This is a genomic window from Pseudomonas sp. B329, assembly GCF_023127835.1.
Classification (GTDB): domain Bacteria; phylum Pseudomonadota; class Gammaproteobacteria; order Pseudomonadales; family Pseudomonadaceae; genus Aquipseudomonas; species Aquipseudomonas synxantha_A.
In genome coordinates this window covers 273541-289715 of sequence record NZ_SPKP01000005.1, presented here as the reverse complement: position 1 = coordinate 289715, position 16175 = coordinate 273541, and the positions used below count along the sequence as shown (strand labels likewise).

General features: G+C 60.7%; 15 protein-coding genes. 11 read left to right on the top strand and 4 right to left on the bottom strand.

Features of this window, described 5'->3' with window-relative positions; translation table 11 throughout:
• Positions 1–269, top strand: a 269-nt coding sequence (locus E4P00_RS03940; protein ID WP_248130667.1) for a hypothetical protein, incomplete at its 5' end; no start/stop codon positions are given.
• Here the strand turns inward: E4P00_RS03940 and E4P00_RS03935 are convergent.
• Positions 266–730, bottom strand: coding sequence for a TIGR02444 family protein (locus E4P00_RS03935; protein WP_032878795.1), 465 nt, complete (start codon positions 728–730; stop codon positions 266–268). The genes E4P00_RS03940 and E4P00_RS03935 overlap by 4 nt on opposite strands.
• Positions 731–780: 50 nt before the next feature.
• On the opposite strand from E4P00_RS03935, the gene E4P00_RS03930 reads away from it, so the two are divergent.
• The 5 genes from E4P00_RS03930 to E4P00_RS03910 all read left to right on the top strand — a co-directional run bounded on the left by E4P00_RS03930 (position 781) and on the right by E4P00_RS03910 (position 6477).
• Positions 781–2691, top strand: coding sequence for an ATP-binding cassette domain-containing protein (locus E4P00_RS03930; protein WP_248130666.1), 1911 nt, complete (start codon positions 781–783; stop codon positions 2689–2691).
• Complete coding sequence (locus E4P00_RS03925) at positions 2691–3263, top strand: mechanosensitive ion channel family protein (RefSeq protein WP_005792426.1); 573 nt, start codon at positions 2691–2693, stop codon at positions 3261–3263. The genes E4P00_RS03930 and E4P00_RS03925 overlap by 1 nt, the downstream gene beginning before the upstream one ends.
• A gap of 88 nt (positions 3264–3351) precedes the next feature.
• Positions 3352–3984 carry a LysE family transporter gene (locus E4P00_RS03920; protein ID WP_005792425.1) on the top strand — a complete coding sequence of 211 codons (633 nt, stop codon included), beginning with the start codon at positions 3352–3354 and terminating at the stop codon, positions 3982–3984.
• Between the two features lie 140 nt (positions 3985–4124).
• A complete protein-coding gene (locus tag E4P00_RS03915; protein ID WP_248130665.1) occupies positions 4125–6020 on the top strand; it encodes an FTR1 family protein in 1896 nt (631 codons plus the stop codon).
• Position 6021: 1 nt separating this feature from the next.
• A complete protein-coding gene (locus E4P00_RS03910; protein ID WP_078822610.1) occupies positions 6022–6477 on the top strand; it encodes a YaiI/YqxD family protein in 456 nt (151 codons plus the stop codon).
• A gap of 44 nt (positions 6478–6521) precedes the next feature.
• Here E4P00_RS03910 and elbB read toward each other — a convergent pair whose 3' ends face one another.
• On the bottom strand, positions 6522–7187 hold the full coding sequence (elbB, locus tag E4P00_RS03905) for an isoprenoid biosynthesis glyoxalase ElbB (protein WP_005792422.1): 666 nt from the start codon (positions 7185–7187) through the stop codon (positions 6522–6524).
• Between the two features lie 115 nt (positions 7188–7302).
• Between elbB and E4P00_RS03900 the strand changes: the two genes are divergently transcribed.
• The gene (locus E4P00_RS03900; protein ID WP_032878799.1) at positions 7303–8538 is read left to right on the top strand and encodes a sterol desaturase family protein; all 1236 of its coding nucleotides are present in this window, start codon (positions 7303–7305) and stop codon (positions 8536–8538) included.
• Here E4P00_RS03900 and E4P00_RS03895 read toward each other — a convergent pair.
• Positions 8519–9154 carry a DedA family protein gene (locus E4P00_RS03895; RefSeq protein ID WP_032881179.1) on the bottom strand — a complete coding sequence of 212 codons (636 nt, stop codon included), beginning with the start codon at positions 9152–9154 and terminating at the stop codon, positions 8519–8521. The two genes, E4P00_RS03900 and E4P00_RS03895, sit on opposite strands and share 20 nt — an antisense overlap.
• A gap of 208 nt (positions 9155–9362) precedes the next feature.
• On the opposite strand from E4P00_RS03895, the gene hemB reads away from it, so the two are divergent.
• Entirely contained in the window at positions 9363–10376 is a 1014-nt protein-coding gene (hemB, locus tag E4P00_RS03890; protein WP_248130664.1) for a porphobilinogen synthase, read from the top strand.
• Positions 10377–10394: 18 nt separating this feature from the next.
• On the top strand, positions 10395–12617 hold the full coding sequence (gene ppk1, locus E4P00_RS03885) for a polyphosphate kinase 1 (protein ID WP_005792418.1): 2223 nt from the start codon (positions 10395–10397) through the stop codon (positions 12615–12617).
• Positions 12618–12690: 73 nt separating this feature from the next.
• Here ppk1 and ppx read toward each other — a convergent pair whose 3' ends face one another.
• The gene (gene ppx, locus E4P00_RS03880; RefSeq protein WP_005792416.1) at positions 12691–14193 is read right to left on the bottom strand and encodes an exopolyphosphatase; all 1503 of its coding nucleotides are present in this window, start codon (positions 14191–14193) and stop codon (positions 12691–12693) included.
• Between the two features lie 479 nt (positions 14194–14672).
• On the opposite strand from ppx, the gene E4P00_RS03875 reads away from it, so the two are divergent.
• Together E4P00_RS03875 and E4P00_RS03870 are read left to right on the top strand one after the other, a co-directional pair.
• Positions 14673–15320: a DUF1120 domain-containing protein gene (locus tag E4P00_RS03875; protein WP_078822608.1), complete on the top strand. Its 648-nt coding sequence runs from the start codon at positions 14673–14675 to the stop codon at positions 15318–15320.
• Between the two features lie 121 nt (positions 15321–15441).
• The gene (locus tag E4P00_RS03870; protein ID WP_348984603.1) at positions 15442–16128 is read left to right on the top strand and encodes a fimbria/pilus chaperone family protein; all 687 of its coding nucleotides are present in this window, start codon (positions 15442–15444) and stop codon (positions 16126–16128) included.
• Positions 16129–16175 lie beyond the last annotated feature (47 nt).

Sequence of the window (16175 nt, the reverse complement as noted above, 5' to 3'; positions counted from 1 at the left end):
CCAAGCCAGCCGCTAAAACTGCAGCCGCGAAACCAGCAGCCAAGCCAGCCGCCAAACCTGCAGCCGTCAAACCAGCAGCCAAGCCAGCCGCCAAACCTGCAGCCGCGAAGCCAGCAGCCAAGCCAGCCGCTAAACCTGCTGCTGCCAAACCAGCAGTCGCCAAGCCAGCCACTCCAGCGGCACCGGCAGCATCCACCGCTCCAACCGCATCGGCCAGCACCACGCCTGCACCGGTAGCGCCAAGCACCACCCCAGCCAGCGCTTCCTAAGCGTCGGTGGCCGCGACGCGCAGCGCCTGCAGCGCGTCGTGGTCAAGGTTGGCGGCTTCGGTCGCCAGGCCTTCAAGCCATTCGTACTGACCCACCACCTCATTGATCGGCCATGCCTGCGCCAAGGTTTCCAGGCGCGCCAGCAGTGTTCGTTCAGCCTCCAGCTCCAGGGCTTTGACCCGCTCGCGCAACGATGCCAGCTGCGTATCCTGCTGCGCCAGGGCTCGCCATTGCACGCGCAGGTATCGCAACGGTTCGACAACCTGCACCCGCCACGGACGGGCAAGCTGTTGCAGCGCCTGCACCCGCTCAGGTGTATGTGCCACACCGCGCCGCTCCAGCCAGGCACCACACAGCAGCAGGCATACATCCGCGCCTTGTTCCTGCAAACGCAGGCAAGCGGCCTCTACACCCGGGCGAGCGTAGGTAGAAAGGGCAAAGCTCCACAGGTCAGCGCACATATTCACACCCAAGCCAGCGGCCAACGAAGCTGGTAGACTCCGCCGCCATTATGATCCGACTTCAAAGCCTAACATTACAGCGTGGCCCGCAACGTCTTCTCGAAGACGCCGAGCTGACCCTGCACGCCGGTCACAAAGCCGGCCTGATCGGTGCCAATGGCGCCGGCAAATCCACGTTGTTCGCCTTGCTGCTCGGTGAGCTGACCCCGGATTCCGGGGACTGCCTGCTGCCGGCCGACTGGCGCATCGCCCATATGCGCCAGGAGATCGACACCCTGGACCGCATCGCGATCGACTACGTGCTCGATGGCGACCTGCGCCTGCGCCAGGTGCAACACGACCTCGCCGAAGCCGAAAAAGCCCAGGACGGTGCCGCCCAGGCCCGCCTGCACGCCGAGCTGGACAGTGCCGACGGCTACACCGCCGACGCCCGTGCCCGCAAAATGCTCGCTGGCCTTGGCTTTACCAACGAACAGATGGACCGCCCGGTCGCCGACTTCTCCGGCGGCTGGCGCATGCGCCTGAATCTGGCCCAGGCACTGATGTGCCCCTCCGACCTGTTACTGCTCGACGAACCGACCAACCACCTGGACCTCGATGCGATCCTGTGGCTGGAAGATTTCCTCAAGAGCTACCAGGGCACCTTGCTGCTGATTTCCCACGACCGGGATTTCCTCGACGCCGTGGTCGACAACATCGCCCACGTCGAGCAGAAGAAAATCACCCTCTACCGTGGCGGCTACACCGCGTTCGAACGCGCACGCGCCGAACGCCTGGCCCAGCAGCAACAGGCCTTTGAAAAGCAACAGGCGCAACGTGCGCACATGGAAAGCTACATTGCCCGCTTCAAGGCCCAGGCCACCAAGGCCCGTCAGGCCCAGAGCCGCATCAAGGCGCTGGAGCGCATGGAAGAACTGTCGGCGGCCCACGTCGATTCGCCGTTCGATTTCGTGTTCCGTGAGTCGGTGAAGATCTCAAGCCCCCTGCTCGATCTGTCGGACGCTCGCTTGGGCTACGGCGACAAGACCATCCTGGAGAAGGTCAAGCTGCAGCTCACGCCGGGCGCACGCATTGGTTTGCTCGGCCCCAACGGCGCGGGCAAGTCGACGCTGATCAAGAACCTGTCGGGTGAGCTTGAGCCACTGGCTGGCCGCCTGACCCGTGGCGAGAACACGGTGGTGGGCTACTTCGCCCAGCACCAACTGGATTCGCTCGACGCCAAGGCCAGCCCGCTGTTGCACCTGCAACGCCTGGCGCCCACCGAGCGCGAGCAAACCCTGCGCGACTTCCTCGGAGGTTTCGACTTCCGGGGGGCGCGTATCGACGAGCCAGTGCTGAATTTCTCCGGGGGCGAAAAAGCCCGACTGGCCCTGGCCCTGATCGCCTGGGACCGTCCAAACCTGCTGCTGCTCGACGAACCGACCAACCACCTGGACCTGGAGATGCGCCTGGCACTGACCATGGCCCTGCAGGAGTTCAGCGGTGCGGTACTGGTGGTGTCTCACGATCGCCACCTGCTCAAGAGCACCACCGACAACTTCCTGCTGGTGGCCGACGGCAAGGTCGAAGAATTCGACGGCGACCTGGACGACTACGCACGCTGGCTGACCGATTACCGCCTGCGCAATGCGCCGGCCAGCAACACCCCGGTCAACCCGGACAAGACCGACAAGAAAGCCCAGCGCCAGGCCGCCGCCGCGCTGCGCCAGCAGCTGGCGCCGCACAAGCGTGAGACCGACAAGCTGGAAGCCGAGCTGGGCAAGGTGCACGAGCGCCTGGCCAAGATCGAAACCAGCCTGGGTGATAGCTCCGTGTACGAGGCGGCGCGCAAGGAGGAGCTGCGTGACCTGCTGGCCGAACAGGCCAAGCTCAAGGTGCGCGAAGGGCAATTGGAGGAAACCTGGATGGAGGCCCTAGAACTGCTCGAAACCTTGCAAGCGGAGCTGGAGGCGCTGTCCTGATGGAAGCGTTGCAACTGCCGGTACCGGCGCAATGGGTCGAGCCCGTATGGATCGGCGTGCAAATCCTGCTGATCCTGCTGGCCGGCTACCTGGCCCAGCGCTTCGTCGCCAAGGGCCTGACGCGCCTGGGTGAGCGTTACCCGTTCCCGCCGCAACTGCTGATGCCCCTGCGCGGCGGCTTGCGCTGGCTGATCATGGGCAGTGCGCTGATCTTTGTGCTGGGGCGCCTGGGGGTGTCTGCCACGGTGTTGTGGACGGCGCTGTCAGGGTTTGTCGCGGTAGCGGCAGTGGCGTTCTTCGCCATGTGGTCGGTGCTGTCCAACCTGTTGTGCGCAATTCTGATCTTCACCGTCGGGCCGTTCCGCCTTGGGGATATTGTCGAGTTGGTGGACACCGTCGACAAACCCGGCGTGAAGGGCCGGGTCGTGGCGATCAACCTGCTTTACACCACATTGATCGAAGTAGAAGAAGCCGGGACCAGCAGCGCGATGGTGCAAGTGCCTAACAGCTTGTTCTTTCAGCGCTCGGTGCGCCGTTGGCCTGGCACCCATGTATTTCCGGGCGACCGCTAGCGTCTACATCTTGTAAAAAGCTATAGCCAGCCTCCGGTCGGTAGAGTTAGCTTAAGGCACAATCGCTGACTCCCTTCTGAGGTGCGCAATGGCTCTCGACACATGGCTGGCCTTTTTCCTGGCCAGTTGGATCATCTCCCTTTCTCCTGGCGCCGGTGCTATCGCCTCGATGTCCAGCGGCCTGCAATACGGTTTTGTCCGTGGCTACTGGAACGCCATTGGCCTGCAACTGGGCCTGGCGATGCAGATTGCCGTGGTCGCCGGTGGCCTGGGGGCCATTCTGGCGGCGTCGTCTACCGCGTTCTATGCGATCAAATGGTTTGGCGTGGCCTACCTGGTGTACCTGGCCATCAAGCAATGGCGCGCCCTGCCCATGGACATGACCGATGACGCCGCCGTGCGCCCGATCGGGAAGCCGATGGCGATGATGTTCCGCGGCTTTTTGGTCAACGCCAGCAACCCCAAGGCCTTGGTGTTCATGCTGGCGGTGTTGCCGCAATTCGTGAACCCGCAGGCGCCGCTGTTGATTCAGTACCTGATCCTCGGTGCGACCATGATCAGCGTCGATATGATCGTGATGGCGGGTTACACGGGGTTGGCGTCGAAAGTCTTGCGTCTGTTGCGTACGCCTAAACAACAGAAGCGCGTAAACCGCACATTCGCCGGCTTGTTTGTTGGCGCTGCCGGCTTCCTCGCCAGCCTGCATCGCGCTACGGCGTAATTGCCGAAACCGAATCGAAATGTGGAAGGGGCAAGCTCCCCCCCACATTGGATTTAGGGGTGATATGAAATAACACCTTGAGTCGAATTCATTAAAGCTCAACAATAGTGTTACTTCGTATTTCCACTTGAGATTCATTCATGACTGCCCCTTTCCGCTTTCTTGCGTGGCTGCTGTTGCCGGCGCTGATGTCGTGCAGCTTCAATCTCTTGGCCGCGACCGCCGAAGGCGCGCCACAGGCCCTGCATTTGCTGGATTACATCGGCGCCGACTACCCGCCTACGGTAGAGGCAGGCAAGGTGGTAGACGACTCGGAATACCGCGAGCAGGTGGAGTTTCTCGGAGTGCTGCAGGGTTTGGTGGCTGATCTGCCCGACAAACCCGAGCGCGCTGAGTTGATAAGCGGCGTTAATGAATTGCTGGCGGCGGTCACCGCCCATCAGGACGGCGCGAGCGTGGCCCGCCAGGCTCGTCAGTTGGGCGCCAAGCTGGCCGTGGCGTATGAAGTCAGCCAAGCCCCGGCCATCACGCCGGACCCGACACGCGGCGCGCCGCTTTATGCCCAGCATTGTTCGGTGTGCCACGGCACTGTCGGCGCCGGTGATGGTCCGGCTGGCATGGGCATGACGCCGCCCCCCGCTAACCTGCGTGACGCCACGCGCCTGGATCGCTTGAGCCTGTATGCGATCTACAACACCCTCGGTCTGGGTGTCGAAGGCACTGATATGCCGTCGTTCGCTGACCAACTGGACGATCGCCAGCGCTGGGACCTGGCGACCTATATCGCCGGTTTCACCGCCGACCCGGCTGCCGCCAAAAGCGAGCAGGCGTTCAACCTCGCCGACCTGGCGCGCCAGACCCCCAATGAAGTGCTCGCCGCTGACGGCCCTGGCGCTGTGGCGACGTTCCGCGCCCAGCGTGCACAGCCGCCACAGGTTCAGCGTGGTCCCGCGCAGTTGCTCGACTACACGGCCGCCACGCTGGACAAGAGCCTCGCGGCTTTCCGCAACGGCGACCACGAGCAGGCCTATGATTTGTCCGTCGCTGCCTACCTGGAAGGCTTCGAGCTGGTGGAAAGCTCCCTGGATAACGTCGACGCCAATGTGCGCAAAGACACCGAGAAGGCCCTGATGGCCTATCGGCAATCGTTGCAGGATGGTTTGCCTATGGAGCAGGTGCAGCAGCGTCTGGACGTTGCCAAAGGCAAACTCACTGAATCCGCCGGCTTGCTGGGCGGCGATGGCCTGAGCTGGTCATTGAGCTATATCTCTGGCCTGCTGATCCTGTTGCGCGAAGGCCTGGAAGCGATTCTGGTGCTGGCGGCGATCCTCGCCTTCCTGCGTAACACCGGCCAGCAGTCGGCGGTTCGCAGCGTCAACGTCGGTTGGGGCCTGGCGCTGTTGGCAGGCTTGGCTACGTGGGCCTTGGCGGCGTATGTGATTGACGTCAGCGGGGCCCAGCGAGAACTGCTCGAAGGCTGCACGGCGCTGTTCGCCAGCGTGATGGTGCTATGGCTCGGCGTGTGGATGCACGACCGGCGTCACGCGGCGGCCTGGCAGGATTACATCAAGAGCAGCCTGGTGGGCGGCGGCGGCCGTTTCGGTTTTGCCGTGCTGGCGTTCTTCTCGGTTTATCGCGAGCTGTTCGAAGTGATCCTGTTCTACGAAACCCTGTGGCTGCAGGCCGGCCCTGCCGGGCACAACGCGGTGCTGGCCGGTGGTGCCACTGCGCTGGTGCTGCTGGTGGGCCTGGCCTGGGTGATCCTGCGTGGCTCGGCGAAGTTGCCGTTGGCGCTGTTCTTCGGCATCAACGCTGCGTTGCTGTGCGCACTGTCGGTGGTGTTCGCCGGGCACGGTGTCAAGGCCTTGCAGGAGGCGGGCATCTTCGGCACGCGGCCGGTGGCGTTTTTTGACTTCGACTGGCTGGGCATCCATGCCGATGCGTATTCGTTGGGCGCGCAGGCTGTGGCGATCCTGGCGATTGTGGTGCTGTATGGCCGCAGCCGGCTGACCGAGAAGCGCCGGGCGGCGGCGTAGCATGCGGGTATGGATCGACGCCGACGCCTGCCCTCGGGCGGCCAAGGACCAGGTAGTGAAGTTTGCCCTCAAGCGCCAGTTCGAGGTGGTGCTGGTGGCCGGGCAGAGCCAGATCAAGCCGAGCTTTTCCTGTGTGAAGCTGATCGTGGTGCCCAGTGGCCCCGACGCGGCCGATGATTACCTGGTTGAGCACGCCGTACCCGGCGAACTGGTGATTTGCAGTGACGTGCCCTTGGCCGATCGGCTGGTGAAGAAGGGCGTCACGGCCCTCGATCCGCGAGGTAAGGAGTTCAGCCCTGCGAACATGAGTGAGCGCCTGGCGGTGCGCAACCTGTTCACCGACCTGCGTGAGCAAGGTCAGATGGGCGGCGGACCACCGCCCCATGGCGAGAAGGATAAGCAGGCGTTTGCCAATGCCCTGGACCGAATCCTTACACGTCTTATGCGCCCAGCCTGACCTGTGGCGAGGGAGCAAGCTCCCTCGCCACAGGCGCCTACCCGTCAGTCGTTCTCGTGGGTCAACTCCAGCACCCGATCCACCAACTTGTTGATCCCTGACGCCACTTCACTGATGTTCTTGCCGAGCATATACGCCGGCGTACTGACCAGCTTGCGCGCCTTGTCCTCGACGATATCTTCCACCGTGCATTCGTGGTGCGTGGCGCCCATCTTGTCCAGGGCAGCCGCTGTGTCGGCATCGTTACCGATGGTGCAGGTCACGCCAGGGCCGTAGATCTTCGCGGCCAGGGCCGGAGAGATGCAGATCAACCCCACCGGCTTGCCTGCTTCGGCAAACGCTTCAGCCAGTTCCAGCACCTGCGGGTTGACGCTGCAGCCGGCGCCCTCCACGGCGAAGTTCGACAGGTTCTTCGCTGCGCCAAACCCGCCCGGCACGATCAGGGCGTCGAAGTCGGCGGCATTGGCTTGGCCAATATCCTTCACTGCGCCCCGGGCGATACGCGCAGACTCCACCAGCACATTGCGCGACTCGGGCATTTCTTCGCCGGTGAGATGGTTGATCACGTGCAATTGCGCAATATCGGGTGCAAAGCATTCCACTTGAGCGCCGCGCTGGTCCAGGCGCAGCAACGTGATCACGCTCTCGTGAATCTCTGCGCCGTCGTATACGCCACAGCCGGAAAGGATCACTGCAATCTTTTTGCTCATGGGCATTTCTCCTGATTCATGGCGTTAAATGTCTACTAATTTGTAACCTGTTGCCAATGGGATCTCACGTCGCTGCACCTAATCTTGATGTAACAAAAATAGACCGGACTAGCCCATGGACTTTGTGCCTTACGCAGTACCGTTTTTTATCGCCCTGATCGTTGTGGAGCTGCTGGCCGACCGTTGGCGCGGTGCACGCAACTACCGAGTAGCGGACGCCATCAACAGCCTCAGCACCGGTGTGCTGTCCACCACGACCGGTTTGCTGACCAAGGGCGTGGGCCTGTTGACCTACGCGTTCGCCCTCAAGCACCTGGCGCTCATCGAGTTGTCGGCCCAGAGTGCCTGGACCTGGGTGTTCGCCTTTGTGTTCTATGACTTCTGTTATTACTGGCTGCATCGCATGGGCCATGAGCGCAATATCCTGTGGGCCGCGCATTCGGTGCATCACCAGAGCGAGGACTACAACCTCACCACCGCCTTGCGCCAGACCAGCACCGGTTTTCTGCTGAGCTGGATCTTCTACCTGCCTCTGGCTGTGGTCGGCGTGCCGCTGGTGGTGTTTATCAGCGTGGCTTCGCTCAACCTGTTGTATCAATTCTGGGTCCATACCCGCCACGTTCCCAAGCTGGGCTGGTTTGAGTGGTTCTTCGTGACGCCGTCCAATCATCGGGCCCACCACGCACAGAATGCTCTCTACATGGATCGTAACTACGGCGGGGTGTTCATTATTTGGGACCGGCTGTTCGGTACTTTTCAAGAGGAAGACGACAACGAGCCGGTGATCTTTGGGGTAACCACACCCCTGGCCAGTTGGAACCCGCTGTGGGCCAACCTGCAGTTTTATGCGCAGTTATGGAGTGACGCCCGGCGCACCGAGAGCTGGTGGGACAAGTTGCGCATCTGGTTCATGCGCACCGGCTGGCGCCCGGCGGACGTCAAAGCCAAATACCCGATAGCCAAGCCGGACCTGAGCCAGTTTCGCAAGTTCGAAGTGCCTTTGGATGCGCGGCAGCAGGTCTACATCGCCTTGCAATTTGCTGCTTATGTGGGCTTTGGCAGTTATCTGATGAATTTCGGTGAGGGCCTGCCTACGGCGGCGTTGGTGCTCGGCTGGGGCGCGATGGCCCTGGGCCTGTTTACGTTGGGGGTGGCACTGGAGAATCGCCCATGGGCATTGAAGGCCGAGCTGGCGCGCCTGGCGCTGAACCTGCCGTTGGTATGGCTGGCGCCGCTGGTCGGCTTGTGGCCTGCCAGCCCTCTCGCCTGGCTGGGCCTGGCGAGCTACAGCCTGCTCAGCGTGATTGGTCTCTACTGTTGCAGAGGCCGTTTTACTCGGTTGGCGTCTTAGGCGTTTCGACCGAGGCTTGCTCGACAGCCTGTCGCGCCTTGGCCTCGGCACACGCTTGGCGGGCGATGCGAGCATTCTTGAAGCGACGTCGCAGCCACAGGCCAAAACCCAGCACCAGCAAGGCGCCCAGTACCCATAGCTCGTACTTCTTGACGCTGCCGAGCATACCTTCCAGCACCGCACCGAAATGATAGGCCGCAGCCCCCAGTGCAGCGGCCCAGATCGCCGCACCAATACCGTTGAGGATCAGGTAGCGCATCGGCGGGTAACCGGACAGGCCGATCGCCACGGGCATCACCGTGCGCAACCCGTAGACGAAGCGAAAGCTCAGTACCCAGATATCCGGGTGCTTGCGGATATGCTCCAGTGCCTTGTCGCCCATCAACTGCCAGCGCGGCTTGCGTGCCAGCAGCTTGCGGCCGTGCTTGCGCCCCATGTAGTACCAAAGCTGGTCGCCGGCATAGCTGCCAAAAAAGGCAACGACCACCACCAGGTTGATATCCATGTAGCCACGAAACGCCAGGAAGCCTGCGAGTACGAGGATGGTCTCGCCTTCGAAAAATGTGCCGAGAAAGAGGGCAAAGTAGCCGAAGTCATGCAGAAATTGTTGAAGCATGGTCTGGGGTGCTGGCGAAATGAACGCGCAGCCTACGCCTTCACGAAGATTCATGAAAGTATCGAGATGTGTCACGAAGTGAACAATTCCTACATAAATGACGAATGCGACTACAGGTCGCATCGATAAGCACAACTGTCATTCCTTCGTCATAATGGCCGCTTATAACTGCAACGCTCGCCCGTAAACGCGGGCTCAGGAGTCTGTCGTGAGCTTTACCCCTGCCAATCGCCTGTCCCCCGCCACTCGTCTGCGTCGCAATCGTCGTGATGATTTTTCTCGCCGCCTGGTACGTGAAAATGTACTGACGACGAACGATCTCATCCTGCCGGTCTTTGTGCTCGACGGTGAAAATCGTCGGGAAGCAGTCGCCTCGATGCCGGGTGTGGAGCGTTTGACCATTGATCAGTTGCTGATCGAGGCGGCCGGTTGGGTCGAACTGGGGATCCCGGCACTGGCGCTGTTTCCGGTGACCCCACCGCAGCTCAAGTCTCTGGACGCCGCCGAAGCCTGGAACCCGCAAGGGATCGCGCAGCGCGCCACCCGTGCCCTGCGCGAGCGCTTCCCGGAGCTTGGGGTGATCACTGACGTGGCGTTGGACCCGTTCACCACGCACGGCCAGGATGGCATTCTTGACGAAGAGGGTTATGTTCAGAACGACAGCACCGTCGATGCACTGGTCAAGCAGGCTTTGTCGCACGCAGCGGCGGGCGCCCAGGTGGTTGCGCCGTCGGACATGATGGACGGCCGTATCCAGGCGATTCGCGAAGCCCTTGAGCTGGCCGGTCACGTCAATGTACGAATCATGGCCTACTCGGCCAAATACGCCAGCGCCTATTACGGCCCCTTTCGCGATGCGGTGGGGTCGGCGCTGAACCTGGGCAAGGCCAACAAGGCTTCGTACCAGATGGACCCGGCCAATAGCCAGGAAGCGCTGCACGAAGTGGCGGCCGACCTGGCCGAAGGCGCCGATATGGTGATGGTCAAGCCCGGGATGCCGTACCTGGACATCCTTTATCGGGTCAAAGAGGAATTCAAAGTGCCGACCTTTGTCTATCAGGTCAGCGGTGAATACGCCATGCACATGGCGGCGATCCAGAATGGTTGGTTGAGTGAAGGGGTGATCCTCGAATCCCTGACTGCCTTTAAACGTGCCGGCGCTGATGGCATTCTGACCTACTTCGCCGCCCGCGCTGCCCAATTGCTTAGAGAGCAACAATAGCCCTCACAGGAACACTCGATGAATACCGAAGGACTCTCCGAAGTTGCCGTAAAAGACGCTCACCCGGTGGTTGAACAAGTTTCCCAGACCCCGCCGGAGCTGGAGCCTGCCCCGCCAGCGGTGGTTGCCGAAGCACCTGCGCCGGCACCGGTGGCCGTGGTCACCAACCTGGATGACAGCAGCCTGTACATCCATCGCGAGTTGTCACAACTGCAATTCAACATCCGCGTGCTGGAGCAGGCGCTGGATGAGTCCTACCCGTTGCTGGAGCGGCTGAAATTCCTGCTGATCTTCTCCAGCAACCTGGATGAGTTCTTCGAGATTCGCGTTGCCGGCCTCAAGAAGCAGATCACCTTCGCCCGTGAACAAGCCGGGGCCGACGGCCTGCAACCGCACCAGGCGTTGGCGCGCATCAGTGAGCTGGTACATGGTCATGTGGACCGCCAGTACGCAATCCTCAACGACATCCTGCTGCCGGAACTGGAAAAGCATCAGGTCCGCTTCATTCGTCGTCGTCACTGGACCGCCAAGATCAAGACCTGGGTGCGCCGTTACTTCCGGGACGAGATTTCGCCGATCATTACCCCCATCGGCCTGGACCCTACGCACCCGTTCCCACTGCTGGTGAACAAGAGCCTCAACTTCATCGTCGAGCTTGAAGGTATCGATGCCTTCGGTCGCGATTCGGGTCTGGCGATTATCCCGGCCCCGCGTCTGTTGCCACGCATCATCAAGGTACCGGAAGAGGTAGGGGGCGCTGGCGACAACTATGTATTCCTGTCGTCGATGATCCATGCTCACGCCGATGACCTGTTCCAGGGCATGAAGGTCAAGGGCTGCTACCAGTTCCGCCTGACCCGTAACGCCGACCTGGCACTGGATTCCGAAGACGTCGAAGACTTGGCTCGCGCCCTGCGTGGCGAGCTGTTCTCGCGGCGTTATGGCGATGCGGTGCGTCTGGAAGTGGCGGATACCTGCCCTAAACACCTGTCGGACTACCTGCTCAAGCAGTTCAACCTCGCCGAATCCGAGTTGTATCAGGTCAACGGCCCGGTGAACCTGACGCGCCTGTTCAGCATTACCGGCCTGGACAGCCATCCGGAGCTGCAATACAAGCCGTTCACGCCACAGATCCCGAAACTGCTGCAAAACAGCGAGAACATCTTCAGTGTTGTGAGCAAGCAGGACATTCTATTGCTGCACCCCTTCGAGTCGTTCACCCCAGTGGTCGACCTGCTGCGCCAGGCCGCCAAGGACCCGCATGTTCTGGCCGTGCGCCAGACCCTCTACCGCAGTGGCGCCAACTCGGAAATCGTCGATGCGTTGGTGGATGCTGCGCGTAACGGCAAGGAAGTCACCGCGGTGATCGAGTTGCGTGCGCGTTTCGACGAAGAGTCCAACCTGCAACTGGCCAGCCGTCTGCAAGCGGCCGGTGCGGTGGTGATCTACGGCGTGGTCGGCTTCAAGACCCACGCCAAGATGATGCTGATCCTGCGCCGTGAAGCCGGTGAGATCGTGCGCTACGCCCACTTGGGTACCGGCAACTATCACGCCGGCAACGCCAAGCTCTACACCGACTACAGCTTGCTGACGTCCGACGACGCGCTGTGCGAAGACGTCGGTAAGTTGTTCAGCCAGTTGATCGGCATGGGCAAGACCCTGCGCATGAAGAAACTGCTGCACGCGCCATTCACGCTCAAGAAGGGCATGCTCGACATGATTGCCCGCGAGACCCAGTTTGCCCTCGACGGCAAACCGGCGCACATCATCGCCAAGTTCAACTCGCTGACCGATCCGAAGATCATCCGCGCGCTGTACAAGGCCAGCCAGTCGGGCGTGCGCATTGATTTGGTGGTGCGTGGCATGTGCTGCCTGCGCCCGGGTATTGTCGGCGTGTCGCATAACATCCACGTGCGCTCGATCATCGGCCGCTTCCTGGAGCACACCCGTGTGTTCTACTTCCTCAACGGTGGTGAAGAGCAGATGTTCCTCTCCAGCGCCGACTGGATGGAACGCAACCTCGATAAGCGTGTGGAGACCTGCTTCCCGGTGGAAGGCAAGAAGCTGATCATGCGGGTCAAGAAGGAGCTGGAAAGCTACCTTACCGACAACACCCACAGCTGGAGCCTGCAGTCGGACGGGCGTTATGTACGCAACACCCCGACCGGCAACCAGAACCCGCGCAGCGCGCAGGCGACGTTGCTGGAGAAGTTGGGTAGCCCGATTCTTGCGGTGAACTAAAACCCAGCACCAGCAAGGTCTAAAAAATGTGGGAGGGGGCTTGCTCCCTCCCACATTTGTTTTGCAGTGTGCTTTAGCGCAGGTTCAGGCTGAACCCCACCCGCGTCAGCCATTCCGCTTCCTGGGCGAAGTCCGCCTGGGTCAGCTGGTTTTCATCCAGCCAGCCCTTGGGGAAGATCACTTCCAGGCTGTCATCAGCAGCGCGCAGTTTTACCTGGGGCATTTCCTGGGTGCCACGAATGTGGTGGAACAGGATTGCAAAGCGCAACAGCGCGCACAGGCGAATCAGCTTGATGCCGTCTTTGCCGAATTCGGCAAATTTGTCCTTGGGAATATTGCGGCGATGGCCGCGCACCAGCAGCGCGAGCATCTGTTGGTCTTCGCGGGAGAACCCAGCCAGGTCCGAGTGCTCGATCAGGTAGGCGCCGTGCTTGTGGTAATGGTAGTGGGCGATGTCCAGGCCCACTTCATGCACCTTGGCGGCCCAGCCCAGCAGCTCGCGCCAGACGCCGTCTTCCAGGTCCCAATCGGCGGCCACCTGGTCGAAAGCGTGCAAGGCTTTGCGCTCCACACGGGCGGCTTGTTCCAGATCGACGTGGTAGCGCTCCATCAGCGAGCTGAGGGTGCGCTCGCGCACGTCTTCATGGTGATGACGGCCCAGCAGGTCATAGAGCACGCCTTCGCGCAGGGCGCCGTCACAGTGGTCCATGCGTTGCAGTTCGAGGGCGTCGAAGATGGCTTCGAGAATCGCCAGGCCCGCAGGGAAAATGGCGCGTCGATCAGGTTTGATGCCGTCGAAGTCGATTTTCTCCGCATCCCCCAGCTTGAACAGCTTGCGCTTGAGCCACGCCAGACCTTCGGCATTCACCTCGCCAGTGCCATGGCCGCCAGCCTTCAAGGCCAGGCCGATGGCGCGGATGGTGCCGGACGAGCCGATGGCTTCATCCCAGGTCAGGCGGTGCAGGGCATGTTCAATGCTCATGATCTCCAGCCGCGCCGCCGTGTAAGCCTGGGCATAGCGCGCCGGCGTGATCTTGCCGTCCTTGAAGTAACGTTGAGTGAAACTCACGCATCCCATCTGCAGACTTTCACGCAGCAGTGGCTCGAAACGCTGGCCGATGATGAACTCGGTACTGCCGCCACCAATGTCCGCCACCAGGCGTTTGCCGGGCGTGTCGGCCAGTGTGTGGGAAACGCCGAGGTAGATCAGGCGCGCCTCTTCACGGCCAGAGATAACTTCCACCGGGTGCCCGAGGATTTCCTCGGCACGATGGATAAACTCATTGCGGTTTCGGGCTTCGCGCAACGCGTTGGTGCCGACGATGCGTACGGCGCCAGGCGGCATGCCATTGATCAATTGCGCAAATCGCTTGAGGCAGTCGAGCCCGCGCTGCATGGATTCTTCATTGAGCTTGCGCTCGTCGTCGATCCCGGCGGCCAGTTGCACTTTTTCGCCGAGCCGCTCAAGGATGCGGATCTCACCGTTCTGGGCCTTGGCCACGACCATGTGAAAGCTGTTGGAGCCCAGGTCGATGGCGGCGATCAAGGACAGATTCTTGGCTTGGGATTGCGGCATGGTTTGGGGATCTCGGTCGATAACCTTGCCATCGTGCCACGATCGACCGCTGGAGCCAACGCGTTGTGCTTCGGTAATTTTCCCGATGTGGTCTGTAGGAAAATTTTGGAAAGTTCAGGGCTGGTTCGCAAGTTTCCAGCAAACAAACTTTCCGACGATGTAAGACGTTTTAACCGGATGCAGTTGTAAGTGTTTAGATAATTTCTCCTGCAGTGAGTGGGACTATATGCTGTTCTATATCTTGCTCAAGACTACAAGGTCGATAGGTTAAAGTAATTTTTATGCTGGCTGGAGCCTACAATAAATACCGTGCTGTCTGATTTTTTATCCGGGCATCTACGCGCCAGACTGTCACTCGGCAATTCTGCCGGGGTGTTATTTATTTATAGTTTTTGTATCAGGGACAATAAGCTGTTGGGCGAAGGAGTCGCCAAAACCAAAATAAAGAGCGCCTGCTAACTTCAAGTGACAGGACGAACATGAAAAAAATTATTGGATTGACTTTCGGCATCGCATGTCTGGCTGCGACCCTGCAGGTTCAGGCAAACACGAGCGCCCAGTTAGTCGTCAGGGGGACGATCACGCCTGCGGCGTGCAACCTCAGCCTGGCGGGCAGTGGCATCATCGACTACGGCACTATTCGCTCCGGCGAATTGTCTCGCACGGCATTCAACCCCCGTGAAGAGAGGACCACGTCTCTGGTTATCAACTGCGGCACTACGCCTGCCAGGTTCGGGCTCACCTTTACCGATCTGCAAGCGGGGAGCAAGGTGGCAGGCATCTTGGGGGCGGGCTTTTCCGAAGCGCAGAATTTCGGTCTGGGGATGGCAGCGTCCCGGCGCACTGGTGGCTATTCGGTCACCCTCAGGGACCTCCGCTCTACCGGAACAACGTTGTTTCCGATCATGCGCACCGGGCTCGGTGCCTGGCAGAACAGCGACGGCAGGGTTGCCCAATCGCCCAGCCAGTACTCCTGGCGTAATAGCGTGACCGTCACCCCTGCCGCTATTAGCCAGCTGACCGCCACGGTGGCGGTGAAAGCAGTGATCAACAAGGCCCAGGACTTGGACCTGAGCCGCGACATCTCCATAGATGGGCGCGCCACGCTTGTATTGAGTTACATCTAAACAACCGAAAGCAGCCGATCAAGAAAGCCAACCCTTTCTTGTTGGCTGTTTTTCTTTGGGCGTTGGATGGCCAAACGTCAACTTCATAAGTTGTGGGGAATATTGAGTGCGTGTTTTTTTAATAAGTCTTACGTGGCTATGGAGTGTGTTTTTCAGTGTGGTTGCTACGGCGGACGGGATGTTGCCGGAAACAACTGTGGTCGTGCTTTACGAAGAAGTTGGCGAAGCCTCGATCAATATCAAGAACACCGATGCAGGGCCGGCGTTGCTTCATTCTGTTATTGAAAACGTGCCTGAAGATCTGGAGCCGCTACTGATTGTCACGCCTCCCATTACCCGTGTGGAAGCGGGGGATACGCAACTGGTGCGTTTCATCAGCACGTTGAAGCAGCCGCTCAAGACCCAACGGCTCAAGCGCGTATCTTTTGAGGGCATTCCCCAGGCGCGTGCCGCGGACGGTGCGACCATCGGTATCACTCTTCGGCAGAATCTGCCGTTGATCCTGCATCCCAAAGACTTGCCACGCCACCAAACGCCGTGGGAGCTGCTGAGGTGGGAACGGGTCGCAGAGCGACTCACCGTCCACAACGACAGCGCTTACGTCGTACGCCTGGCGACGCATGTGCAGCTGCTTCCACAAGGCGTTCAAGCCACACTGCCGCGCACCTATGTCTTGCCGGGTGAGGCATTGGCGTTGAAGGTTGACGGTGCTTTGAGCGATGTGGCGCAGGTTGAGATTCAACCCGCCACGGTCTATGGATTTTCGGTAGATAGCTACCGTGCACCGGTCAACACAGATGCGCGTTGATCGGTTCATGATCGTTTCTTCGGCGCGCGGTATTGCTGGCCCGTTCC